Below are 23,494 nucleotides of genomic sequence, written 5' to 3'. Positions count from 1 at the left end.
CCCTCCCCCTCCCCCCCGGAGTGCAGGAGCTTTGTCGAAGCTCGCACGTCCAAGGGATAGTGGCGCATGCGCGAATATTAAAAAGCATGGCGTAAAACTGTTTAAATAAACAGTGTTTTTGCTGTCGCTTGGCGAGGTGGCACTCGTCATTGGTCGGATTGCCATACTAGCCACATCCTTTGCTGAACCAGCGCAGTGCCACCTTCCTGGTTAGCTCTATCCCGCGCTGGGTTTGGCTAATTTGGCATCCGCCTCCTCATAGCCAGGTGCTACCTGACCACGGGCAGGGTCTACCTCGCCCTTCCACAACCAGAGCTCGTATTGAGGGAACGCTTTTAGCAGCTCCTCCAAGTCCTCAATTCTGGTCTTCACCTTTAGATCGGTCGCAACTGTTTGCCAGCGTCGGCGATTTTTTATAGCGGACGCTTCTGCAAGCCTTGCGGCGCCTAGATGGCGCACAAGAGTTCTAAGCCTCTCTTCGATCATTCCCAAAAGCTCTATAAAAGTCTGACGAAATATTTGTCAGACGAAATATTCGTCATTAATATTGCTGTCGATGACGAATATTTCGTCAGTATGGATGCTTAAATGCATACCGGCACGCATAGCGACGAATAGTGACGGAACGAGCATGGAACTGGAAGAGCTTAACCCCGGCGCCCTGATAGGGCCGCAACAGGATGTGGAGTCCATCGAACGGTGGGCGGAGCGCAACGGCATTAGCTATGGCACCGCTCGCGCCTGGGTTTACCGGGGCGTGCTGCCGTCCGTGAAGCTCGGAAAGCTGCGCATGGTGAATAGCGCGCTGCTTCGCAACTGGCTGTTGGAACAGGAGTGGACGGCATGAGCCGCACCGATCCGCAATTCAAGCTCCGTATGCCTCCAGCCCTTTGCGCTCGGGTTGAACAGGCTGCGAAAGCCTCGTTGCGCTCGCTGAACGCTGAACTGGTTCTCCGTATTCAGCAGAGCTTCGAAGGGGAGGGAGCTACTGATGCATCAGGGCAACTACCTACGCCAAACCCACGCCCAGGACTGCGCCTGCTCTGTGTGCTGGTCTGCAAGGCAGGCCATCCCATTGCACAGCCCGTCGCCGTGTCCGGACTGCCGGCCCCCTGGGCTGCCCTATCGGGAAGGTGGCCGCTGGCTCTGCCGTCCCCGTTCCTTCTGCGCGAAACACGACCCGTCCCGGCGTCCGCCGAAGTACTGGCACGTTGTGTACGACAGCGGGAAACCCACGCCCGGCGTTCGACTGCACAAACCTTTCGTCTTGGAGTGACTGCCTTATGAGACAGCCAACCGCACTGATTGCCTGCGAGTTCTCCGGGCGTGTCCGCGATGCACTGGCCCGGGTTGGTTTTTACGCCGTGAGCTGCGATCTGCTGCCTTCGGAAACCGAAGGGGAACACGTCCAGGGGGATGTCCTGGAAATGCTGGACTGGGGGTGGGATCTGCTGATTGCCCACCCGCCCTGCACTGACCTGGCTACCTCGGGTGCCCGCTGGTTTCCCGAGAAGATTGCTGACGGTCGTCAGGCACGTGCCCTGGAGTTCGTTCGTACCCTGCTGTCGGCGCCTATTCGATTCAAGGCACTGGAGAACCCCAAGTCTGTGATCTCCAGCCATATTCGCAAGCCGGACCAGATCATCCAGCCCTGGATGTTCGGACATGGCGAGCGCAAGGAAACGCACCTCTGGTTGCAGAACCTGCCGCTTCTGGAGCCGACCCGTATTGTCGATGGACGTTCTCCGGTCGTGCATTACATGGCGCCAGGCCCTGACCGCTGGAAGGACCGTAGCCGGACCTATATCGGTATCGCCGAGGCGATGGCCGAGCAGTGGGGCCGTTATGTGATGCGGGCCTTGGCGGAACCAGAATCTGTGAGTTTTCACCCCGAGCAGCAGGACCTGCTGCGTGTCCTGGAGGGCTGACCCATGCTCGCTGACACCCTGAAAGCGCTGCTCCTGCTCTGCCTGATCCAGGCCGCCCGCACCGTGGCCGATCCGGTCAAGGGCCGCGCTCCCGGCTCGTCGGAACAGCTTCACCGTTCCGGCGAACGGAAGCACGGGCGGAGCGCACCCTTGAACGCTTCCCCCCTGAAACAGCCTTCGCTGGGGAGTGTGGGGCAGCTTCTCCGCCCCGCGCTCCCGAGCCCTCGGCGGCAAGAGCGGGATGACAAGGGCAGAGCCCTTGGTGTTGCTCTGCGGGTTCCAAGGGGAAGCGTTCCCCTTGGCCGTCGGCGGCGACGTTGCGATAGGGACCGTTACTCGAATGGGCTGAGACGAACACCCGTGGTTGGCTTGGTTCGCTAGCGAATAGAGCCCGGCCCGAAGGGATCGCCCGACAAATCACTTTCACCCAACACCGCTGAATGAAGGCGAAACAGCCGAATTTGCAGCAGCGGGACAACTCACGCCGAAAAAGGCGAATTGAAGGAGAAACACCGATGAACATGTTTGCAACCCAAGGCGGCGTCGTCGAACTGTGGGTCACCAAGACCGACACCTACACCTCGACCAAGACCGGGGAAATCTACGCCTCGGTCCAGTCCATCGCCCCGATCCCGGAAGGTGCCCGTGGCAATGCCAAGGGCTTCGAGATCAGCGAATACAACATCGAGCCGACCCTGCTGGACGCCATCGTCTTCGAAGGCCAGCCGGTGCTCTGCAAGTTCGCCAGCGTGGTCCGCCCGACCCAAGACCGTTTCGGTCGGATCACCAATACCCAGGTCCTTGTGGATCTGCTGGCCGTGGGCGGCAAGCCGATGACGCCGACCGCCCAAACCCCGGCCCGCCCGCAAGCACAGGCCCAAGCCCCGCGCCCGGCCCAGCAGCCGCAGGGCCAGGACAAACAAGACAAGTCTCTGGACGCCAAGGCGTAAGCCCTAGGAGGCCGCGATGCTCCGCTATCTCTCGCTGTTCGCGGTAGGTCTGGCCACCGGCTACGCCTGGGGCTGGATCGACGGCCTAGCGGCCTCCCTGGCTGTTTGAGGACTGCACGAATGGAAGGCTCTGTATCGGTTCAAGTGTGCAAGACCTGGGTCCAGAACGCGGACGGCACGGTTGGCTGTACGCACCTTGAGTGGATACAGACCTACCTGCTGCCGCCTGAGGCAGAGGGCTATTTGACTCTGCTGATGGGTGGTTTCGACCCGTCGGCCTTCCGCCTCGGCTTCGCCGGGACCATCGGGCTGTTCGCCGTTGGTTTGGGGGCTGGCTTGATCATTTCCGCCATGCGCAAAGCGCGCAATTAATGAGGTTCCAATCATGGAAAAAATGAAAACCCTGTTCCGCAACGCTTCCATCGCCACCGTCGGCCTGGCCGTGGCCAACGTCTCCTTCGCCGAATCGCTGCTCGACGAAACCACCAAGGGGGTTCTGGCGCAAGCCAGCACTGATGGCGGGTCCGTGGCCAAGCTGGTGATCGCCGCCGTGGCGGTGCTGGTCGGCCTTGCCCTGGTCATCGGCGCGATGCGCAAGGCCTGACGTGATCTGGTCCCTGATGCTGGGCGCATTCATGGCGTCCGCGCTGCTGACGGGATTGAAAATCGGCCAGTATCAGTGACAGGAGGAGGGGCCGAAAGGCCCCTTTTTTATGCCTCGCTTCGTACTACTCATTTTCGCCCTGGTGCTTGCATCGGCGGCCCACGCGGACTTCTACCAATGGAAGATTTCCATCCCCGGAAATCCCACGGCCTTCTTTCCATCCTATACAGCGGCATGCCAGTACTACTTCGATAACACGTCGGCCAACTGGCTAAAGGAAATCAACAAACTGAGCTACAAGGAAGTTCAGTGCAATGTTTCGGGTACTGGAGGAATCACTTGGCAGACGTCGTCCGCCATCTTGACCGGCGACAGTTGCCCGGAAGGCACGGACTTCAATAAAGAGATCGGCGAGTGCAAGGAAAACAAGTGCGAAATCCTGGCCGGCTCGCTCTACGAAAAATCCCACCAAGCGCCGATCTCCCGCTTCATCAATTACCTCGGCTGCGAGATCGCCGTCAGTTCGATTGACGGCTGTATCGGCCCCGCTGAGGGTCAAGCCGGCGCGACGTACTGCAAGGTCATCGGCTCGTTCACCGGTAACTGGTTCACCTCCAATGGTTCCTGTGCCTTTGGCTGCGACGTGGGCCCGGGGGACGGTCCGCCTCCGGGTGGGGACGGCGGCACCGGGGGCGATGGTGGCAGCAACCCGCCCGGCGGCGACGGTGGAAGCGATGGCGGCACCAAGCCCGGTAACGGCGGTGGCGATGACGGCTCCAGTGGTGGCGGCGGCGGTGGGGGCGGTGGCGGTAACAACCCCTGTCAGGGCCATGTTGGCAGTGACTGCGGCACCTCGCCCGGCGGTGACGGCAGTAGCGGCGGCGATGGCGACGGGTCCGGCTCCAGCGGCGGGACCGGTGGCGATGGTGGCGACGGCTCCGGCGGGGGTGGCCTGAAAGAGCCGAAGCAAGGCTCCTTCGACAAGACCATCAAGGAATACGACGACGCCATCGCCAAGGCGCAAAAGGACTTCCAGGAACTGCAAGGCAAGTTCGAAAGCGTCCTCGCTTCCAAGTTCGATATTCACCTGGGCACCGGCGGCGGCTCTCTGCCGTGTTGGGACTTTACCGCCCTCGGTCAGCGCTACGACGTCTGCCTCACCCAGTACGCCCAAGAACTCTCCGTCATCCGCTACGTGGTGCTGTTCATCGCCGCGATCCTGGCCGGATGGATCGTTTTCTATCGCTCCTGAGGAAACGCCATGGACATTCCCTTTCTCTCCGACATTCTCGCCTGGATGCAATCCCTCTGGGACTTCCTCTACAGCGGTGTCTATGACTTCGTCACCGACGCCTTTGTCCTGCTGACCAAGATGGCCATCAAGGGCTGGTTCGAGATGCAATTGTTCGTCGCGGAAATCGGCTACAAGGCGTTCCGCGAAGTCGTCGGCGGCATCGGTATCGGCTCGACCATCACGTCCTATTACTCGTCCCTGGACGGCGACCTGCGCTCGCTGCTGGCGTTCTTTGGCCTGCCGGACGCGGTGAACATGATCTTCGCCGCCATCGGCACGCGCTTCTCCATGTCCTTCATCCCCTTCATAGGTAAGTGATATGGCGATCAAGATTCATCACGGCCCGAACGGCTCCTACAAGACCTCCGGCGCGATCCAAGATGACCTGATCCCCGCGATCAAGAAGGGCCGCGTCATCATCACCAACGTGCGCGGCCTGACCCGCGAACGGATCTTCCAAGTGATGCCGGAGACGCCCTCCAGTTGCGACGTCATCAACCTCGACCTCGAGGACCTGGATGACATGGAAAAGATGCGCACCTGGTTCATGTGGGCGCCGCGTGGCGCGTTCATCATCTTCGACGAAACCCAACTGATCTTTCTGAAGTCCTGGCGCGAAGCCGACCTCAAGCGCTTCGACTTCCCGGACGGCCCGGAAGCGGCCAAGGCAGCCGGGCGGCCCATGGGCTGGCTGGATGCCTGGACCCGGCACCGGCATTTCAACTGGGACATCATCCTCACCACGCCGAACATCGCCTATATCCGCGACGACATCCGCATGACGGCGGAAAAGGCCTATCTGCACTCCAACCTCGCCGTCATCGGCATTCGGGGCCGCTACAAGGAAAGCCAGCACTCGGCGCAGGACAACAAACCGCCGGCCCGCGACGTGATCGTCGAGATCAAGAAAATCCGCCAGGAGACCTTCGCCCTCTATGAATCGACAGCCACCGGCTCCGTCACCGACACCATCGCCGGCAAGAGCCTTTTTAGACAACCTAAGATTCTTCTATTCATGGCAATTCCGGCCCTTGCTATTGGGTCTGTGGTTTATGACGGTGGACCTCGTTTGCTCATGGGCGACCCTGTATCGCCGCCTGCTGCTGGAACTGCTGCGCCTGCTCAAGCCGGCCCTGCTGTGGGTGCTGCGCGTGCTACTGGTGCGGCTGGTCCTGATGCTGCTGATGATGTACCTGGGCACGCAGGCGTTCCGGGCGCTGCTCCTGTAGGCCATCCCTTCGCCGGCCGCGACTTCATCGTCAAGGCAACCCTGCTGTCCGCCTCCGGGCGCCGCACCTATCTGTTCGCCGTCCGGGGCCAGGACGGCAGCGAATTCACTCTCACCGATCGCGACCTGACCGACACCGGCTATGCCGTGGTGCCGCGGGGCAACTGCGCCGCGGAACTGAGCTTCAAGGGCGGTTGGTCCGGCTATGCCGCCTGCGCCGGGCGTAGCGCCTTGGGCAATGCGCCGCCGGCTCAGGCCGCCGCGCCGAACGTGCCGCCCGCCGCCGCGAACGGCGCCGCGGTGCGGGTGACGGTGGTTCCTGACACCAGCCGCTTGCCGCGCTCGATCAACTGAGGGGGAGCCGATGAACTGGACAAGCTATTTCGCCGCTCTGGGGCTGGCGTTCCTGGCCTATCTGGCGGGCTTTTTCTTCGCGGTGGCGGTGACGCCGACGGGGCCGGTATGGCCGCTGTAGCCGGCCTGGCCGGGGCGCGCGCGAACGGCTCGTCTCGGAGTGAGCAAGCGCCACGGCGGGGCCGGCTGACGCCCCTGTAACACGTCGGATAAGCCACCTATTGCGGTTTCAATTCGTACTAATTTGGATCGTTGAAGATGAAGAAAATCAGCCATCAAATTCGCGTCAGTATCGAGTCGGACGGTCAGGTCTTGGAAAGCCCGAAAGGGCGGTTGTTCTTCGACGACACCACAGCTCAATTCACCGACCTGTCAGGCGTGCGCATTCTGCGGTGCGGCGTGGATACGGTGCGGCAGTTGTACAACGGCAAACTCCGGCCGGAAGTCATGGCGCTGTTTGACCTCTCGGTGGATGTGGTCGAGTTCGCCGGCTACGAGTGGTCCAAGGGCCGCATCGGTCGCGACTCCGGCTATCAGTACCGCCTGCAGAACGCTGAAATGGGTCTGATCCTGCTGATCAAGAACCACAACATCAAGGTCGACACCATTGGCTCGCACCTCAAGATCGAGGTATCGCCTCACGCCCTCGATGGCGCCGATCCGCGCATCCTCCAGGGCGTGCTGGATGATTTGGCCGCTGCCGTGCTGAGTCACTGCGAAACCAACCAAGCCGCTGTGCATATCGCCTTGGACGTGCAGGGCTGGAAACCGCCTCGCGATCTGGTGGACCGCATGCATTGCCGCTCGCGCCGGGTACGGCAAATCAGCGGGATCGAGCGTATCGAGTTCGACGGCAACGCCTCGGTCTACGGGCGTGGCGAGACCTTCATGTTCGGCTCGGCCAACGGCCTGCAACTGTCGATCTATAACAAGACCCTCCAGGCTCGGGCCACCGACAAGCTCGACTATTGGGAAAGCGTGTGGGCGACCCTGAACGGGGATCCGTTCGGCGATGGCGACCCGGCCTATAACCCCCTGGAAACGGTGTGGCGGCTCGAATTCCGTTTCCACCACTCCATCGTCCAGCAATTCTCCGAAGGCTCGCGTATGGCCTCGGGGGAGGTCATTGGCTGCCGCACCTACGAGGGCCTCTGCCCGCACCTGCAAGGGCTGTGGAACTACGCCTGCGAAAGCTTCAAGCTGCTGAGCCGGACGGCGGTCTACGATCCGTTCTGGAGCCTGATCAGCCAGGACGCCCGTGTACAGGTCGAGTGCGATCCGCTGATCGAGCGTACCGAGTACCGGCGCTATTACAAGACCGCCAAGGGCTTCAGCGGGCGTAACTGCGAGATGTTCCTTGGCCAGTTCGTGAGCCTGATCGCGCGGGAGCGTGTCCCGGCAAAAAAGGCTATTGAGTCCGCCCGCAAATTGGAGTTCTGGCACGTTATCGAAGACCACTATCTCGCCAAGGGTTGGACTCGTCGCGATCTGGAAAGGCATATACACAAGCTGATGTGTGATCGGTATCTGCGGCGGGGGTATGCCGTCTAATGTCGATCACCAAGCTCCCCGATGGCCGTTGGTTCGTCGATGTAGAACCGATCAAGGGCAAGCGCTTTCGCAAGCGGTTCAAGACCAAGATGGAGGCGCAGCAATTCGAGGCCACTGCGCGTCAGAAGTGTGCGGAGAACCCCAGCTGGACGCTCAAGCCGAAGGACCGTCGGCGTCTCTCCGAGTTGGTCGAACTCTGGTATGAACTGCATGGCCAGACCCTGAGCAACGGGCATCGTTGCGTGGCGATTCTGCGGTTGGTGGCAAAGGACCTGGGCGACCCGGTCGCTGTCTCCCTGGAGCCTGCGAAAGTGGCTCGGTTGCGTAGCCGGCAGATAGCCAATGGCATGTCGGGCAAGACCGCGAATAACCGTCTTGGCTACCTCAAGTCCATGTACAACGAATTGCGCCAACTCGGCGTCATTGACTATGAGAATCCTGTAGGGCGCATGCGGCCGCTCAAGCTTCAGGAAAGACCGCTGTCGTACCTGACCAAGCAACAGGTGTCCGAACTGCTTACGGCCCTGGATGCGCGCACCACGTCGCCACATCCGAAGATGGTCGCTCGTATCTGCCTCGCGACAGGGGCACGATGGGGTGAGGCTCAGGCGCTGACGCCGGAACGTCTGAAAGGTAATACGGTGATCTTCGCCAACACCAAGTCCAAGCGTGTGCGCTCGGTGCCGATCTCGGAAGAATTGGCCGCCGACATTCGCCGGCATTGGCAGACCCACGGGCCCTTCACGAACTGCCTTGGCGTGTTCCGCCTAGTGCTGCTGTCGACCTCGATCAAGCTGCCGAAGGGGCAGGCCAGCCACGTACTGCGCCATACGTTCGCCAGTCACTTCATCATGAACGGTGGGCACATCGTGACCCTACAGCACATCCTGGGGCACGCCTCGTTATCGATGACGATGCGCTATGCGCATCTATCGGAAGAGCATCTATCCGAAGCTGTGAAATTGAATCCGCTTAACGTTATCCGTGTTGGGTAGGCTGCAATAGCACAGGGTCGGGATCGCTCTGTGGCCAGAATACAAGGCCAAACGGGTCTGCTTTAACGAGAATTCCTGGCTCGTTGACTTGCCATTGGTTCATGTCTTCGGCTGTGACGATTATTGCCTCAACGGTTCCAGTTGTTTGGCCGGATTCAATTAAGACTGTATCGCCGATCTTTATCTGTTTGCCGCAAAGGTAATGCATGTGGGGACTCCTTTCCGCGATGGCTACGGATGCATTATCGACACTTTTTCGACACGTTTCCGATCCCTAAAAAGCAAAGCCCCCGAAACGCTAGGCATTTCAGGGGCTTGGCAGGGTGATCTGGAGCGGGCGAAGGGAATCGAACCCTCGTCATGAGCTTGGGAATCTGTATCGGCTGAAATATCAGTATTTACCTGGCGGTATCCAATAGGGCTACAATGCCCGCCGTACAAGGGTTTTGGCTCGTTCGGGTGTATCGCCTTATATCAATATGGGGCGCCTTAGTTCGAGCTAACTGTCACTGGATACTGTCACCAATGCTCACAGATAAACAAGTCCGCTCGCTCAAGCCAGAGCCAGGGCGCGACTACGTCAAGTCGGATGGCCGCGGTGCTCGCGGAGAAGGTGTGCTGCTCCTAAAGGTGCGGGAGAACGGCACGAAGGAGTTTTACTACCAGTGGCACGTTCAGGGGAAAAAGAGGCAGCGAAAACTCGGGACCTGGCCCGCACTTAGCTTGGCTGAGGCGCGCGAGAAGGTCCGGCAGCAGACCCCGAGTTCTGAGGGTGATGGATCGTTGGCCGAGCTGATCGAGTCCTACTTGGGTAAGCTGGACGCCGAGGGCGCAGCGTCAGCCGGCAATGTTCGGTGGGCGATGAAGAAGTATGTCACCGGGCCATGGCCGCATCTGGCGAAGCGGGCGGCCAGTGAGATAGAGCCAGGGGACATACGCGATATCCTGGCCAAGATGATCGGCGATGGAGTGACGACCTACTGCAACCGGGTCCGCTCCAGTCTGCACGCGGCCTATCAGCATGGGCTGGGCCAGGAATTCAATCCGCGCAGCTACGGTAGCACCTCGGTTAAGTTCGGACTCAAATACAACCCTGTAGCAAGCATTCCTGTGCAGGAGGACTGGGAGCGCGCAGGGCAGCGTGCCCTCTCCGCCAAGGAACTTGCGACACTCTGGAACCTGCTTCCGGAGCAGCTCAGCCTAGTCACGGCTGAGTTGATCAAGTTCCTGATTGCGTCCGGAGGGCAGCGACCTGAGCAGTTGCTGGGGTCGGATCGTCGAATGTTTCAGAAGGATCACTTTGCCATCCGGAGCTTGAAAGGAGTCGAAGGGGAGCGGCAGATTCACCTAGTGCCTTTCAATGTACTGAGCAAAGCCTGTCTCGCTCGGCTGGAGCCGATCAGTGGTGAGGCGGCATATCCGTTCATGGGGCGTTATGAAAACGAGTCGATCAACGTGCAATCACTCTCTCGGGCAGTCACAAAGCTCTACCGACGCCATCCTGATAAGTTCGACGGGCCGTTTACGCTGAGAGATATACGCAGGACGTGCAAGACTTTAATGGGTGTCGCTGGGATCAGTAAGGAAACGCGCGATCGTATACAGGGGCATGCCTTCAACGATGTGTCGTCTAAGCACTATGACCGTTATGACTACTTCAAGGAAAAGCGTGAGGGGTTAAGAGTGTGGGCGACCTGGCTGATGAAGGTCGCCAAGGTAAAGCCTTGAGGCGGCTAAGCCGCCTCAAGTTGCTTGTACCCTTCCGGGTCGCTCATCCAGCGTGCAATTTCAGATGCCTTCCATCCCACGCGGCCGGGAGAGAGTCGAACCGGCTTCGGGAAGCGACCTGCTTTAACTTCTCTCCACAGCGTGGCATGCGAAAGTGTGGTGAACTCCAGTACCTGGGCTTCGCGAAGGTACCGCTCGATCTCGACAGCCATCACATGCACCCCACTTCCCAGGAGAGTAAAACGGCTGCCAGAGGGAGTGCCTTCCCTGCGACCACGACCAATAAGGCGATGGCGGCGATGATACCGAGGGCAGTCAGTGCTCTACGCATTGTCGCCCCCCTCCGTCTTATTGCTGTTGGAAAGGGCGTGGGCGATGTGCCGGGCGTACGTGGAAACCGCTCGCCAGTATGCGGCCATCGGCCCCTTCCGGCGGCGCCAAGCGTTCTCCGCCTCGGTGTTCGCCTGGACACGTAGCTCTCGCATTACCGCCTCAATCCTGGCCTTATCTTCCGCAGGAAGCTGAAGCAGAGCCTGCCCGGCAGGAAGTTGCAGTAGTGGGTTTATGTAGCCCATCATACTCCCTCCTTGCCGGGCGCGGCGGCGAGCATAGCGCGCGCCACCTCGATGCCGTGCATAACGGTAGTCGGCCACGATCCATGGTCGGCAGCGTTGACAACCGTCTGTAGGGCGCGCTCCAGTTTCTCGATCCGGGCGCAGTTCAGCAGATGGAAGTCCACCAGTTCGCTGATAGCCTGCTGCTTGCTCTTGCGCTCGAAGCGCTTCATCAGGCTGCGGCGGTCACCTCCGCTCACCACTTCGAAGACGGGCATCACTCACCTCCCGGTGCCGGCGCGGCGGCGAGTATGGATTGGTAAAACCAACGCAGTTCTTGGTCATCGCCGACATAACCGCCGTTGTGTATCGCTTCGAGTACGTCTTCGGTCGGCTCTACCGGAACCAGCTTCCAGCCCTCCGGCACGCTGTGCTGAGTTTGTGCCGCGGCTCGTTCTTCCGCTGCGACACAAGCACTCGTGAGCATCCGCTCAGCGGTTGTCCACTGGTCTTCGTCTAGAACGTGGCTCAACCAATTGCCGAGGCGGCGCAGTGGCTCCGGTGCTCTGTCAATGGTGTTCGATATGTAGTGCTCGAACCGTTCTTCCGGAGACTCACCGTGCGGCCAGCGGCTTTCAAGCTTCGAGATCTTGTCCAGGGCGAAGTCGAGTCTCAGATTCAGCCTGGCGCGAATGATAGACAGGCGGTTCAGGTCCTCACTCAGCTTCGCGTTCTCCGCCCGCAGCGCCCCGACGATGCGCTCATGCGCCTCCATGATTTCGGTTACCGCCTCACTGATCATCTTCCACTCGTTGTAGGCACCCGCGACAGCCTCTCTCACGATTGCCAGAAGATCGGCAGTTCCCTCCGGCCGCTCCACCTCTGCATGCTCTGCCGCCCCCTCGGTCATGTCCGCCACGAAGAACCCGCAGTGCCGGCACTCTCGGCCGGTTTTTGTCACGCCGCTATCGTTCCACCAGACGCCATAGAAGTCGTGCCGGCAGGTCTGTTTGGTGGTGCTGAAACGGTGCTGCGTACCGCGCTCGGCGAGTTCCGTCGAAGGGGAAGGCCAGGCGCGCTGGATCAACTCCCCCAGCGTCAGCGGATCCACCAACTGCTCTCCGTTGCAGACGGCTTCGAATCTGGAGCGATAGATGCCGCGCTGCCCGAGCCAGGCGGCGGGCAGTGGCCGGGATACGCCGGCGCACGGTGCGGAACCGGTCAGAAACTCGGTGGAGTGCTCCACGCTGATCTCTGGAAGGTCGACCGCCTCGGCGATGGGCATGCTGTCTTGTTGGGTCTTCTGGCTCATGCTGCCTCCCGTTGGTAAAGGTCGATCAGGTCCGCGGCGTTGGCGGCGATGAGGTCTTCCGCTTCATCCGGGCAAACGCTGTTGCCGATGAGGCGGATCTGTTCGGTGTTGTTGATGGGGCGCCATTCGAGTTGGCCATCGGCGGTCTCGAACAAGCCGCGATCGATGATGTAATCGGGGCTGAAGCCCTGCGCCATCTTCAGCTCCGGTGCCTTGAGCATGCGCAGGGTGAAGTCCACCAGGGCATAGTCCCCCAGTAGCACCACGTCGGCGGGCTCGCTGAAGTGCTCCGGCAGATACTTGCGTAGGAACTCCGCGCACCGCTTTGCGCGCTCCAGCAGCTCGGGCGGCAGGATGCTGGCAGGAACCTTGGTCACCGTAACCAGTGCCATGCGCTCTCTGGTGGGAAGCGTATGCATGGGCTCGCGTAAGTCCTGGCAGTTGTGCCCGGTGCCGTAGTATTTCACCAGGTACGCAGTAGCCAGGCGTTGGTTCGTGCCGCGTCCCAGGATCGTACTGAGCGGCGCATCGGCAGCCCGTCCGTCACCGGTATAGAACCCTCCGTTGGCTTGCTCGAAGTGGCATGCAGCGATGGCATGGTGCCCGCTTCCGGTGGTAATGGCGTTCATCGGCTGAAGGAGCCCATTGCCCACAGATCCCTTACGCAGCGTCACCATCGCTGCGGTGACCAGGGCGTGCTTTCGACCGCTCGCCACGACGGTGCCTAGAGGCTTGGCCAAACCGGGGGCGCGGGGAGCTTGTCCGGCTCGCTCGCCGTAGCCGATCTCTACCAGCGTTGCGGCTGACAGTGCGAAGTGTCCGCCCTTGACCTGGGCAACTTGCGTCCGCAGGGGCTCGGCCACGCTGAAGGTGCGTTGGTTGCTCGCGTTGGCGAACTCCGTGAGACTGGCCGCCGCCAGGTGTTGAGCATCCATCGGGACAAGGTAGGGCTGGTCGGCCATGACGGTGTGCCTCCAGAACCCCTTGGCCACCCTGCGGCAGGTGTTGTCCACCAGTGGTCGCGCGCGGTCAAACAGGCTGGTGCCCAGGTCGCTCCAGTCGATGCACTCAGCGGCAGAGCGCCAAGGTAGCTGGCCCGGCTGCGGAGCCTGGTGACGTTTCGGGGAGGTCCAGACGATCGGGCGTCCGTCGGTGCGGCCGATCATGAATAGGCGCTTGCGGATTGTCGGGGCGCCTGCGTTGGCTGCTCGGCGTTCACGCCACTGAACATCACAGCCCAGGCCACGCACCAGTGCTTGCCTGGGAACCCAAAGCCCGATTGCGTCGATTATCTCGGGCATGTCCGGGTGGTCCTCGGCCAAGCCGGTGGTCAGGCAAGCGATGAATGCCCTGAACGTGCGGCCGGCCTCGCTCTTGATCGGCTTGCCGGACTCGTCGAGAGGCCCCCAGTCTTGGAACTCCTCCACATTTTCGAGGAAGAACATACGTGGGCGCGTAGCGTGTACCCAGCGGACCACGACCCAGGCGAGGGAGCGGACCCGCTTACTGCGAGGCGCGCCTCCCTTGGCCTTGCTGAAGTGGCGGCAGTCGGGCGAGGCCCACAGAATGCCCACGGGTTGCCCGCCGGTAGCCTCTAGCGGATCTACTTCGAAAACGTCTGTCCTGAAGTGGAGGGTGTTCGGGTGATTGGCTCGGTGAACGGCAATGGCAATGGGGTTGTGGTTGATTGCAATGTCTGGATCTCGATAGACGCGAGCACCCCCGCTGCTTGCGCCGCCGGCACCGGCGAAGAGGTCGACATAAAGCTCTTTCTGGAACGGGAGGGCGCGCTGTTGGGCTGCCTGGTGGAGGTGCTGCTGAAAGCTGCTCATGCCCGTCCCCCTTCGGCTTTCTCCAGGCGCTGGAGGAGGTCGGTGTTCGCGATGCGCAGCGCGGCAATCTCTTGGTTCTGCTCGCGGATCTGTGCGCACAGCGTGCGGATCAGTGCGTTATCGGTGGGCTTCGGTGGGCGCTTTCCCCCCTCGACAAGCTGCGCGGGCGAGCGAGTCATTAAGCGAAGCGTGGCTATGTGCTTCGCGCCCCGGCGCAGCCTTTCTTGGGGTATGCGTGCCTTCGGCGAGTGCTGAAGGTTGGGTTGGAATATGCCTGCTGCTGCGCAGCAGTGGCTTTTTATAGCGCCACCCTCGGGCATCGGTTGGCGGCCCTGGGCGATGGCGATCAGTTGGATGCGACGTGCCATGCCGCCGCCGCGCTTTTGCGCGGCCGGGGCTTGGGTACTGTAGGTGGCGTGTGCCAGGGCGACGCCCTGGTCTTGTGCCGCTACGCGGCTAGCCGAATAGGGGCGAGTCATGGGCGGTTCTCCGGACGCGGGTAGGTCGTGAGTCCGTTCTTGGCGTTGGCATCGTAGAGGTGGCGATGCTTGGCCGTGCGCTCAATCCAGAGGCGTGCGGCCTCTATCTTCGCGCTCAGAAAATCAGCCTCTTCGAAAATGACGTTCTCGTACTGCGGTCCTTGGGCGCCGCAGGATTCGCAGAAGACATAGGCGTCCACATCGCGCCCATCACACCCGTAATCGGCCTGTCGACATACAGGGTCGTTAGGTGTGAAGGGGCTTTGTACCGCGACCGCCGGGGTTCCTTCGCAGAACGGGCAGGGCGGGAGGTCCAGCGGTTCGATGTACTCCGGCCACGGTCGGGGGGCGCCGATCATGCGTGGGAAGATGATGCGGCCCAGCAGGTTGACGCCGCGCATTGTTGCAATGGCGTCGAAGCGCTCGCCAGGCCGGACGTCAGAGAGGGCGCATGCAATCTCCAAATGGCCGTCATTTGCTTCGATCAGCGCCACCCGCTCGGTGATGAAGCGGGGAATCAGAATGTCGAGTATCCGGTTCATGGTCGGCCTCACATGCACATCGACGCGGTGTCGCCGGAGTAGTCGAGGTCGACCGATTCCCAGCCGCTGGGGCGCAGGATCTCGTCGATCTCCCGGATCTGGTCGCTGATATCGGTCATCGTGATTTCCGCGCGTCGAGCAGCGTCCTCGTCCCACTGTGGCTGGGCGCGGCGCAGGCGGGTCAGGCTGTCGACGTGGTGGCTGCGGTGCTTCAGCAGGTCGGAAGTGGAGAGGCTGGAGTAGTTCATGCGGCCTCCTGCGCTTCGGCGTCTGCGCTCTGGCTGGCCAGATCCGTGAGGGCGAGCCGCTGGAGGATCGCGGCGAGCTGCTGCTGGGCCTCGGCGTCTGCGTTGCGCTTGGTGGTGCCGGTCTTTTGGAACTGTCGAGCGTGGCCGCTGAGGAGGCGACTGGCGGTGCGGATGGCGTCCAGTTCTTCGGCGGCCAAGTTCTGTTCGCGGAGGAGCGTTACGGTCTCAGCCTGCCGATGATTGGTCGCGATGCGTGTCTCCAGCTCCATCTCCAGGCGCTTCAGTTCCGCTTGTTGCTCTTCGTGGCGCTGGGCATTGGTGCGCAGCTTGGCCAGGTCGGCATGCAGCGCCGTCAGTTCCTGGCTGTGCGAGGCGCGGCAGAGGTAAAGTGCTTCGCCGACCGCCTGCTGTAGTGCGTTCTTCCTGTCCTTGCGCCCAGCAAGATAGGCGGTGGCGATCAGGATCAGCAGCGCGGCGAGAGTGGTAGCCGCGAGAATGATGTGTTGGGTATGCATGGTGGTTTTCTCCATTGGTGGTGGGTGGCCGGTGGTGGCGGCCGGTGTGGTTACTCGTTACTGCCGAGTCGGGCATATGCCTCGTCGGCCTGCCAGGCTCGGGAGTCGATCAGGGCCGCAAGGTGGCGTACGTCAACGAACAAAGGCGCCTTGCGGCTGGGGTCCAGGGTGGTCAACGGGAGGGCTATCCGCTTGGCCTTGATGGCCAGGCTGAAGCTGTCTTCGTTGAGGTTCCTGAAGTACCTGGTGCGCAGTTGCTCCAGCGGTATCAGCACGTCGCCGAAGGTGCGGTAGAGGAGTTCTACCGTCTCCGGGCGTGGGGCCGGAGTCAGGCGAAGCTCGGGTTGGTTGTCGTGAGGAGTGCTCATGCGGCGGGCTCCTTGTGGATCATGTCGGCCTCTGCCATTTCGCAGAAGAAGGAGCAGGAGGGGATGGATTCGTTGCGGAGGATCGGCCCAGGAGGAAGGTCGCGGAGCGAGAAGCGTTCCCCGGTTTGGCGGTTGCGGAAGAGATACGAACCCGGGCCAAGCTCGTCCTGTACCTTGCACAGGGCCTCGAACTGCTCGGGGAAGTCCTCCCGGATCGCCCGGAAGTAGCCTTCGCCACCTTTCACGCAGCCGATGCAGTTCGCGTTCTCGTAGCCCAAGCGGTACATGGCTGGCAGTTCAATACCGGTGCGGGCGATGATGGCTTTGCAGTCCTCCTTGCCCAGGCCGCGCTCAATCAGCGGCGCGATCACCGGGCGGTCGGGGTTCCGCTCCCGGAAGTCGTCCAGGCGGTGCTCTTCTTCCGCAGTGAAGCCGAGCACCATCACGTCGCCGGGACGCTTCCAGGTGTCCAGCAGGCGACGCTTCAGCAGCTTGGTACAGCTCGCGCCAGTACGGCCCTTCATGTAGCGCTCGCGGCGGAAGACGTTGAGTACGTCGGCGCCGTACTTTTCGTCGCGCAGCACCGTGATCTTTCGGCCGGTCCAGACCTCGCAGTCAGCAAGGAAGCGTCGGTTGTCCTGATGCTCGTTGGCCAGATAGGCATTGAGGAACTGGACGTCGTGGGTGTCGCCGTACTGCGCCAGAGCCAGCTTCCCGGCGACCGCCGAGGCGGCGCCGCAACTGAACTGGACCACGATGCGCGAGTCGGGCTTGATGATGTCGGCCTGGCTGCTCATGCGGCGGCCTCGTTGAGCACGGCTACCGCATCTTCTATGCCGCTGGCTGCTTCGTTGAGCTGGTCGACGATCTCTTCTATTCGCGCCCCGCGGTTGCTGACTTGCAGGCTTTCGGGCATAGCGTTCAGGGCCTCCTCCTCCTCGCTAACCAGGGTTTCGATCTGCTCGCGGATCTCTTCGAGTTGAGCGGTGATCTGTTGCAGTTGGCGTCGGCGTGCGTTGTTCATTTGTTTCCCTTCGGATGGTTCCAGGCGATCTCTACGTGGGTTCGTACAAGTTCCCGTAGGTGTTCCGGCACCCGCTCCAGGGCCGCTCTGCGTTCCTCTTTGGTTCGAAGGGCGACGATCTGGCGGGCGTATTCGCGGGGCCGGGGCTCGTCAGCCAACCTCGCGGCGGTCCGGGACCGCCGGCGGGCAGACTCGGGGGATGCCGAGCTTGTCGGCCAGCCATGCCACTCCGGCCGGGCGCACTTTCGTCGAGTGGCTGTACTGCATGCCGAGTTCGGGGTGGTGCCAGGACGTTTCCTTTGCGCGCAGGTAGAGGCGATCGCGGACCGGTACGGCTGGAAGGTTGCTGCTGTCGAGCAGGCCGGCCGCCTTCATTCGCTTGATCAGCTCGGGACGGCTTAGGCCGAGGCGCTGCGCGGCCTGGTGCAGGGACAAGTCTTTCATCGCGGCCCCCTACGCAGCCTGGTCGAAACGGCGGCGAGCCGGGGTGTCGTCCGCCGTGTCCAGGCGGCCATTCGCGATGGATTCGAGGTAGTCGGCCACGGTGTTGGGGTTGGAAGGGGCGTCGACCGGGAGGCCCAGGCTATTCAGCGTGGAGCCCATTCGAACGACGACGTGGACCTGTTCAGCGCCGCGCTCAATGTCAAGAGTGGCGTGGACTGCTTGACGGGTTTCCGCGTCGTAGAGGGCGTGGTTGAAGCGGCCGTTTAGGCTGAGTTGAGCCTTGAGCCGCACAAAGGACGGTTGACGGAGTGCGTAGGTCATGCCGCGTCACCTCCAAACGGGGAGGTGGCGGTTACCGAATGACGGCGGCCCGGGGTACGGCTGGCTACAAGCTGGGCTTTGCCGTTGAAGATGACGACAAGGCAGCCAGTGTCGGCCTGGAGGCGTTGGATCTGCTGGGGGGAGGAGGTACAGGCCGGGTGGACGTGTACCGTGGCGGAACGTTGCATGGTGTTACCTCGTCTCTGTGGTGGAGAGTCGAGGTAATTAAACGCATTGTTTAATGGCTGGTCAATACGTTTTGTTTATTTTGTTTATTGGTCGAAGGCAAGGCCTTTCTTTTTTCGGAGCGTCGACCACCAAAACACCCAGCCCAGGATTCGGATCTGTTGGGTCTCGATCTGTTCGGCTGAGTATTCTTCGTCTGGATGTTCTGTTGTGTTGAAGCTCCGCAGGCGCATACCGCCCGCTGGCAGGCGATATAGGTATTTCACTCGTAGCATTCCGTCGTGTTCAAGGGCATAGATTTCGCCGTCCAGAATGCGGGTTGCGCTCCTGTCCACTCCGATGGTGGCGCCATTCATTATCAATGGCTCCATGCTGTTACCGCTGACCGTGGCGCAGAACGCCGCTGAAGGGGAGACCCCGGCGTTTCGGAGCGTGGCGTAGGAGAATCGCAGCTTTCTTCCCTTGATCTCGCGCACCGCTGTTCGGCCTGCGCCGGCGGATAGCTCAACTTCCTTGTACAGCGGCACTTCAACCTCGTCCGGATCTAGGGGCGTTCTGTCATCCCAGGGCTCGAGGGGCGAGAGCAGAGAGCTTCTACCGCCTGTGGCTAGAGAGTCCGATGGGGGTTCGCTATCTGTTCCATCGCTCAGCCAGCGGGGATTGACGGCTAGTGCGTCAGCAATAGCGAAAACGCGGGCCTTTGGAATCCCGCGTTTGAACCAATTGTTGATGTGTTGGGGCTCAACGCCTAGCGTTGCTGCGAACTCGCTATAGGCGATTCCTCTCTCATCGAGGAGGCTGCGCAATCTGGTGCCGGATGTGCTCATAAACTCAGAGTTTACAGGGGTAGACATTGTGTTTAAATAAACGTAATGTGTATCCATGAATGCGAAAAAAACGGTGCGTTTATGGATCAATCTGCATTGGAAAAGGCAATTAACGCTGCTGGAGGTGGGCGGGCACTCGCACAAGCAATGGGGCTTAGCCCAATGGCTGTTTCCCAGTGGAAAAAGCGCGGGGTGCCTGCTGAGCGTGTGCCTGCTGTAGTGCGAGCATGCAAAGGTGCTGTTGCCGCACACGAATTACGGCCGGACCTGCCGGATCTATTTCCGCTTCCAGCGAAGCACTCTAGGAAAGCAGCTTAATCCCTCGCCACCACCGAGGGTGGGGAGCCAGGCCGGCTGGAGCAGCACGCTAAGTACCACCACAGCCGGCCGAGCTTCCCAGACCCGAGGCACGGATGCCTCGGGGTTGCCAGCCTCTCCACCACAGAGCTGCTGGCTGTAACGGTCGGGTGATCAGGGATGCCGATCACCCGGCCATCGTGGCAGTTGGCGTTTCCACCACAGAGCGGCCATCTGCCTTGTGACCACCATGCAATGTGACCACGGCGCCTACTCTAACCCGGTTGATGGCTCCGTGGCACTGGCAGTATCAAGGAATAATTGCCATGTCCCGACCCTCGTTCGCGGATCAGTTCGACCGCATGGGCCGCGAGGTGCTTCCCCTGGGCGAAGCGCTCAACCTCGTTGCCCGCAATCAGCGGATGTGCCACGGCGGCATTACCGGCTTCGCACACTCCACCGGCCGCAATGTCTCGACCACGGCCCACAAGTTCGACCCGAACCATCCCAGCCACATCCTCAACATCTACGACGTGCTCGATTTCCTGCGGTACGTGTCGGCCGAGGGGCGGGCGGTCGTGCTCGATGCGCTGCATGCCGAGCTGGGCGACAGCCTGTGGTTCTTCGTTTCGCCGCTTCAGTTCGAGGATGTGCCGGCCAGCCTGATTGCCGGCGCCGGCGAGATCCTGCACACGTCGGCCAATGCGGCAACCACCATCGCGCGCCATATCGAGGACGGCCGCATCGATGCGGCCGAGCTGGCCGAAACCCAAAAGCTGGCGATGAGCATCATCCGCGCGGCGGTTGGCCTCTACGAGCGGGCTCGCTACGTCCACCAGACCACCAAGGGCGCCGAACGCGGGGAGGTGGCCAATGGCTGATATCGCGGATCACGCCAATGACCTGGTGCTGGAGCGCATGGAGGCGGCGTTGGCTGCCCGAGCGCTGGTAGTGGCTGGCGAATCGGCTCATGAGTGCGAGTGCTGTGGCGAGCCGATCCCGCCGCGCCGTCGCGAAGCTGTGCCGGGGTGCCAAACCTGCATTGAATGCCAGTCCTTCAACGAGCGGAGGGGGCGCCGGTGAGTAACGAAGCCTTGGACGAAGTGCTGAATCAGCTTCGAGACCATGGAATTGAACCCTTCACCAAGCGGAGCCCGGGCTGGGTGTTCGGGAAGCTGGTGCGCTGCAAGGTCGAGGGCGACCGGAACGGGGAGGCAACTGGCTGGTACGTCCTGCACGAATACACCACTGCCAGCGGCAAGACCCTCTATTTCGGGCGCTTCGGCAACTGGCGGCAGGATCTTAACGAGAAATTCAAGCTCAAGGGTGTTCGCCTGACTGCCGAGGAGCGCGAGCTGATGCACGCGCGGCAGGAAGAGGCCAAGCGCAAGGCGGCAGCGAAGGCCGCATATGCAGCGCAGCGTGCCGCCCAGGGCGCAGCGCGGCTGTGGGAACGGCTATCGGAGAAGGGCAAGGCGCCGTATCTCGACCGCAAGCAGATCGTCGGGATCGGCGGTCGCTACGGCTACGGCGGGCGTTTCATGGTGCCCATGCGGACCCTCAAGGGGCTGGTGGGACTGCAAATCATCTACCCCGAGAAGCAGCCCGATACCGGCCGGGACAAGGCGTATTGGCCCTATGGCATGCAGAAGGAAGGAGCGTTCTGCCTGATCGGTCCGCGCCCCGAACCCGGCGAGCCGGTGCTGATTGCCGAGGGGTACGCGACCGGCGTCAGCCTGCATATGGCGACGGGCTGTGCGGTGGCTATTGCCTTCGATGCCGGCAACCTGTTGCCGGTCGGCAAGGCGATGCAGACCGAGTATCCGTCTCGGCCGTTGATCTTCTGCGGCGATGACGACTGGAAGACCATCCGCCAGGACGGGTCGCCTTGGAATCCGGGCGCTCAGGCTGCGGAGAACGCCGCCACGATCCTTGGCGGCCAGTTCGTGCTCCCTCGCTTCGGCAGCGAGCGCGAGGAGGGCTGGACTGACTTCAACGACCTGCACTGTGCCGAGGGGCTGGAGGTGGTTCGCGCCCAGGTCATGGCGGTAGTCCGGCCACCCGCTGAGGGTGGCTGGCGTGACTGCCTTCTGCGGATCAAGGGCGGCGGCCTGGCGGCGCACATGGTGAACATCAGTCTGATCCTACAGAACGATGAGCGCTGGCACGGAGTGCTCGGCTACGACGAGTTCAGCGCCAAGACCATGAAGCTGCGGACGCCGCCCTATGGTGGTGGTACGGGGGAGTGGACAGATCTGGACGACATGCTGGCGTGCGAGTGGCTGGCCCAGCAGTACGGTTTGCTGACGAAGGTGCCGCCGGTGCTGGAAGCGGTGTCGGTGGTGGCCAGCAAGAACAGCTTTCACCCGGTGCGGGCGTACCTTGAGGGCCTGGAGTGGGACGGTACGCCGCGGATCGAGCATTGGCTGAACAGGGCCCTGGGCGTGGAGGAGACCCCGTACTCGATGAAGGCCGGCAAGCGCTGGCTGATCGGCGCTGTTGCGCGTGTTATGCGCCCAGGCTGCAAGATGGATACGGTGCTGATCCTCGAAGGGTTGCAGGGTGAAGGCAAGTCGACCGCCATGTCGATTCTGGGCGGCGAGTGGTTCATGGATACCCCGTTCGTGCTCGGTGACAAAGAGACGTTCCAGATGTTGCGCGGCAAGTGGATCAGCGAGCTGGGCGAGCTGGATGCCTTCAACAAGGCCGACAGCACGAAGGCAAAGCAGTTTTTTTCGGCCTCGGTCGATACCTTCCGCGAGAGCTACGGCCGCAGGACCCGCGATGTGCCACGACAGTGTGTTTTCGTGGGTACGACCAACCAAGACGAGTATCTGAAAGACACCACCGGCAACCGTCGATACTGGCCGGTCCTCTGCACGAAGGTGGATCTTGACCTGCTGCGCGAGATCCGGGACCAGCTATGGGCCGAAGCGCTGTTCTGCTACCGCGCCGGGGATCAGTGGTGGGTCTCGCGTGAGGAGCGCGCGCTGTTCGAGGAGGAGCAGGACAAGCGCTACACCGTCGACGCCTGGGAGCACAAGCTGATCGGCTGGCTTGAGGGATACGTCGGCGAGACCGTTACCAGTGCCGATCTGCTGGGGGGCGCGCTCAACCTCGACTTCGGGCATTGGGGCAAGCCGGAGCAGATGCGAGTTGGACACATCATGCATCGTCTGGGCTGGCGGCGTAGACGCCTGCCCGCATCCGGTAAATCGCCGGTGCGACCGTGGGGCTACGAGCGGCCACCGTCGTGGAAGGGACAGCCGACGCAGAAGGAGGCCGCATTTTGATCAAGCCAATTGACGAGATGCTACGGACCTGGGCCGCCGAGCTGCACCCACCGAACGGCGTAGGCTCTGCCGGCAACGCTAGCGGCGGGAGCAATGTGATTGCTATGCTGATTGCGACCAGGGGAAGCCTGACTCGCTCCACAGCGGGGGCTCGCTGTCCCCTGGATCGCACGGCGGACATTGAGCTGATCGTGAACAAGCACCTTCCGCCGCCCATCGAGCGAGTGGTGCGGTTGCATTACACGGACTACGACATGTCGGACCCGATGAAATGGGAAGCGTGCGGGTGCGGTAGAACCCAGTATTACCAGCGCCTGCACCTGGCCCATGCGGCCATTGCTGAAATCCTGCTGCGGCGGGCGGCCTGACTTGGCCGGGCGCTGTCCCACCGTCCTACTCTGTCCCGCTTCGTTTTTCGAGGCGGGACAGCGCAAAGCCCCGTCGCCGCTGGGGCTGTCCCACTGTCCCACCTTTCACACACCCGCCCGCACATAGGCGCGCATCGCGCGCACGCGCGTAGCGTGTGCTCTTATTATTCTTCTCTTATATGCGTAGAAAGTAGTAGGACAAGTGGGACAGTAAGACAACGCCATATAAAACAATGGGTTATCTGTCCCACC

At 61.7% G+C, this 23,494-nt stretch carries 32 protein-coding genes and 1 pseudogene; 18 read left to right on the top strand and 15 right to left on the bottom strand.

What is annotated here, in order from left to right:
* Positions 1-631: 631 nt before the first annotated feature.
* The 12 genes and pseudogenes from ACI766_RS22920 to ACI766_RS22865 all read left to right on the top strand — a co-directional run bounded on the left by ACI766_RS22920 (position 632) and on the right by ACI766_RS22865 (position 8,904).
* The gene (locus ACI766_RS22920) at positions 632-847 is read left to right on the top strand and encodes a hypothetical protein (RefSeq protein WP_023086597.1); all 216 of its coding nucleotides are present in this window, start codon (positions 632-634) and stop codon (positions 845-847) included.
* A pseudogene (locus ACI766_RS22915) lies at positions 844-927 on the top strand (hypothetical protein); the annotation flags it as partial. The gene ACI766_RS22920 and the pseudogene ACI766_RS22915, both read left to right, overlap by 4 nt.
* A gap of 64 nt (positions 928-991) precedes the next feature.
* Positions 992-1,276: a lysogeny maintenance protein PflM gene (gene pflM, locus ACI766_RS22910; protein ID WP_412828514.1), complete on the top strand. Its 285-nt coding sequence runs from the start codon at positions 992-994 to the stop codon at positions 1,274-1,276.
* Between the two features lie 7 nt (positions 1,277-1,283).
* Positions 1,284-1,928, top strand: a complete 645-nt coding sequence (locus ACI766_RS22905; RefSeq protein WP_003133746.1) for a DNA cytosine methyltransferase — start codon at positions 1,284-1,286, stop codon at positions 1,926-1,928.
* Between the two features lie 515 nt (positions 1,929-2,443).
* Positions 2,444-2,878, top strand: a complete 435-nt coding sequence (locus ACI766_RS22900) for a DNA-binding protein (protein ID WP_076939020.1) — start codon at positions 2,444-2,446, stop codon at positions 2,876-2,878.
* Between the two features lie 120 nt (positions 2,879-2,998).
* Positions 2,999-3,250, top strand: a complete 252-nt coding sequence (locus ACI766_RS22895) for a hypothetical protein (RefSeq protein WP_003124954.1) — start codon at positions 2,999-3,001, stop codon at positions 3,248-3,250.
* 13 nt (positions 3,251-3,263) lie between these two features.
* Positions 3,264-3,482 (top strand): hypothetical protein, encoded by a 219-nt coding sequence (locus tag ACI766_RS22890; protein WP_019725828.1) that lies wholly within the window; start codon positions 3,264-3,266, stop codon positions 3,480-3,482.
* A gap of 109 nt (positions 3,483-3,591) precedes the next feature.
* Complete coding sequence (locus ACI766_RS22885; protein ID WP_232001777.1) at positions 3,592-4,734, top strand: hypothetical protein; 1,143 nt, start codon at positions 3,592-3,594, stop codon at positions 4,732-4,734.
* A gap of 9 nt (positions 4,735-4,743) precedes the next feature.
* Positions 4,744-5,094, top strand: coding sequence for a DUF2523 family protein (locus tag ACI766_RS22880; RefSeq protein WP_003159569.1), 351 nt, complete (start codon positions 4,744-4,746; stop codon positions 5,092-5,094).
* A gap of 1 nt (position 5,095) precedes the next feature.
* Positions 5,096-6,358, top strand: a complete 1,263-nt coding sequence (locus ACI766_RS22875) for a zonular occludens toxin domain-containing protein (protein WP_412828470.1) — start codon at positions 5,096-5,098, stop codon at positions 6,356-6,358.
* 258 nt (positions 6,359-6,616) lie between these two features.
* Positions 6,617-7,909, top strand: a complete 1,293-nt coding sequence (locus ACI766_RS22870; RefSeq protein ID WP_015503465.1) for a hypothetical protein — start codon at positions 6,617-6,619, stop codon at positions 7,907-7,909.
* Positions 7,909-8,904, top strand: coding sequence for a tyrosine-type recombinase/integrase (locus ACI766_RS22865; protein WP_171959174.1), 996 nt, complete (start codon positions 7,909-7,911; stop codon positions 8,902-8,904). Before ACI766_RS22870 ends, ACI766_RS22865 begins: the two co-directional genes overlap by 1 nt.
* Here the strand turns inward: ACI766_RS22865 and ACI766_RS22860 are convergent.
* On the bottom strand, positions 8,888-9,112 hold the full coding sequence (locus ACI766_RS22860; protein WP_412828469.1) for a hypothetical protein: 225 nt from the start codon (positions 9,110-9,112) through the stop codon (positions 8,888-8,890). The two genes, ACI766_RS22865 and ACI766_RS22860, sit on opposite strands and share 17 nt — an antisense overlap.
* A gap of 317 nt (positions 9,113-9,429) precedes the next feature.
* Between ACI766_RS22860 and ACI766_RS22855 the strand changes: the two genes are divergently transcribed.
* Positions 9,430-10,632, top strand: a complete 1,203-nt coding sequence (locus tag ACI766_RS22855) for a tyrosine-type recombinase/integrase (protein ID WP_033964186.1) — start codon at positions 9,430-9,432, stop codon at positions 10,630-10,632.
* Between the two features lie 5 nt (positions 10,633-10,637).
* On the opposite strand, the gene ACI766_RS22850 is transcribed toward ACI766_RS22855, so the two are convergent.
* The 14 genes from ACI766_RS22850 to ACI766_RS22785 all read right to left on the bottom strand — a co-directional run bounded on the left by ACI766_RS22850 (position 10,638) and on the right by ACI766_RS22785 (position 18,984).
* Positions 10,638-10,844, bottom strand: a complete 207-nt coding sequence (locus ACI766_RS22850; protein WP_071534345.1) for a helix-turn-helix transcriptional regulator — start codon at positions 10,842-10,844, stop codon at positions 10,638-10,640.
* A gap of 362 nt (positions 10,845-11,206) precedes the next feature.
* Positions 11,207-11,464, bottom strand: a complete 258-nt coding sequence (locus tag ACI766_RS22845; protein ID WP_031672534.1) for a hypothetical protein — start codon at positions 11,462-11,464, stop codon at positions 11,207-11,209.
* Positions 11,464-12,498 (bottom strand): hypothetical protein, encoded by a 1,035-nt coding sequence (locus ACI766_RS22840; RefSeq protein ID WP_176492341.1) that lies wholly within the window; start codon positions 12,496-12,498, stop codon positions 11,464-11,466. The genes ACI766_RS22845 and ACI766_RS22840 overlap by 1 nt, the downstream gene beginning before the upstream one ends.
* On the bottom strand, positions 12,495-14,330 hold the full coding sequence (locus ACI766_RS22835; protein WP_031689697.1) for a DNA cytosine methyltransferase: 1,836 nt from the start codon (positions 14,328-14,330) through the stop codon (positions 12,495-12,497). Before ACI766_RS22835 ends, ACI766_RS22840 begins: the two co-directional genes overlap by 4 nt.
* Positions 14,327-14,809, bottom strand: coding sequence for a hypothetical protein (locus ACI766_RS22830; protein WP_176490937.1), 483 nt, complete (start codon positions 14,807-14,809; stop codon positions 14,327-14,329). Before ACI766_RS22830 ends, ACI766_RS22835 begins: the two co-directional genes overlap by 4 nt.
* On the bottom strand, positions 14,806-15,351 hold the full coding sequence (locus tag ACI766_RS22825) for a hypothetical protein (protein ID WP_050010258.1): 546 nt from the start codon (positions 15,349-15,351) through the stop codon (positions 14,806-14,808). Before ACI766_RS22825 ends, ACI766_RS22830 begins: the two co-directional genes overlap by 4 nt.
* Before the next feature lie 8 nt (positions 15,352-15,359).
* A complete protein-coding gene (locus tag ACI766_RS22820) occupies positions 15,360-15,599 on the bottom strand; it encodes a hypothetical protein (RefSeq protein ID WP_096222894.1) in 240 nt (79 codons plus the stop codon).
* A complete protein-coding gene (locus ACI766_RS22815; RefSeq protein WP_096216592.1) occupies positions 15,596-16,114 on the bottom strand; it encodes a hypothetical protein in 519 nt (172 codons plus the stop codon). Before ACI766_RS22815 ends, ACI766_RS22820 begins: the two co-directional genes overlap by 4 nt.
* A 50-nt stretch (positions 16,115-16,164) precedes the next feature.
* Positions 16,165-16,482 (bottom strand): pyocin activator PrtN family protein, encoded by a 318-nt coding sequence (locus ACI766_RS22810; protein ID WP_031691635.1) that lies wholly within the window; start codon positions 16,480-16,482, stop codon positions 16,165-16,167.
* On the bottom strand, positions 16,479-17,279 hold the full coding sequence (locus ACI766_RS22805; protein WP_096216593.1) for a hypothetical protein: 801 nt from the start codon (positions 17,277-17,279) through the stop codon (positions 16,479-16,481). Before ACI766_RS22805 ends, ACI766_RS22810 begins: the two co-directional genes overlap by 4 nt.
* Positions 17,276-17,506, bottom strand: a complete 231-nt coding sequence (locus ACI766_RS22800; RefSeq protein WP_096216594.1) for a hypothetical protein — start codon at positions 17,504-17,506, stop codon at positions 17,276-17,278. Before ACI766_RS22800 ends, ACI766_RS22805 begins: the two co-directional genes overlap by 4 nt.
* A gap of 150 nt (positions 17,507-17,656) precedes the next feature.
* Complete coding sequence (locus tag ACI766_RS22795; RefSeq protein ID WP_023115509.1) at positions 17,657-17,950, bottom strand: phage antirepressor KilAC domain-containing protein; 294 nt, start codon at positions 17,948-17,950, stop codon at positions 17,657-17,659.
* Between the two features lie 9 nt (positions 17,951-17,959).
* On the bottom strand, positions 17,960-18,271 hold the full coding sequence (locus ACI766_RS22790) for a hypothetical protein (protein WP_033989120.1): 312 nt from the start codon (positions 18,269-18,271) through the stop codon (positions 17,960-17,962).
* Between the two features lie 272 nt (positions 18,272-18,543).
* Positions 18,544-18,984, bottom strand: coding sequence for a helix-turn-helix transcriptional regulator (locus ACI766_RS22785; protein WP_306768574.1), 441 nt, complete (start codon positions 18,982-18,984; stop codon positions 18,544-18,546).
* A 345-nt stretch (positions 18,985-19,329) separates the two neighbouring features.
* Between ACI766_RS22785 and ACI766_RS22780 the strand changes: the two genes are divergently transcribed.
* From ACI766_RS22780 to ACI766_RS22760, 5 genes are all read left to right on the top strand, one after another.
* Positions 19,330-19,602, top strand: coding sequence for a transcriptional regulator (locus tag ACI766_RS22780; protein ID WP_196728173.1), 273 nt, complete (start codon positions 19,330-19,332; stop codon positions 19,600-19,602).
* Positions 19,603-19,907: 305 nt separating this feature from the next.
* Positions 19,908-20,462, top strand: coding sequence for a phage regulatory CII family protein (locus ACI766_RS22775; protein ID WP_014603906.1), 555 nt, complete (start codon positions 19,908-19,910; stop codon positions 20,460-20,462).
* Entirely contained in the window at positions 20,455-20,664 is a 210-nt protein-coding gene (locus ACI766_RS22770; RefSeq protein WP_023118639.1) for a TraR/DksA C4-type zinc finger protein, read from the top strand. The genes ACI766_RS22775 and ACI766_RS22770 overlap by 8 nt, the downstream gene beginning before the upstream one ends.
* Positions 20,661-22,874, top strand: coding sequence for a VapE domain-containing protein (locus tag ACI766_RS22765; protein ID WP_096222893.1), 2,214 nt, complete (start codon positions 20,661-20,663; stop codon positions 22,872-22,874). The genes ACI766_RS22770 and ACI766_RS22765 overlap by 4 nt, the downstream gene beginning before the upstream one ends.
* Positions 22,871-23,242, top strand: coding sequence for a hypothetical protein (locus ACI766_RS22760; RefSeq protein ID WP_096216597.1), 372 nt, complete (start codon positions 22,871-22,873; stop codon positions 23,240-23,242). The genes ACI766_RS22765 and ACI766_RS22760 overlap by 4 nt, the downstream gene beginning before the upstream one ends.
* Positions 23,243-23,494: the final 252 nt, after the last annotated feature.

Source organism: Pseudomonas sp. DL, from assembly GCF_047199225.1.
Classification (GTDB): Bacteria; Pseudomonadota; Gammaproteobacteria; order Pseudomonadales; family Pseudomonadaceae; genus Pseudomonas; species Pseudomonas aeruginosa.
This window is presented reverse-complemented; position numbering and strand designations above follow the sequence as displayed.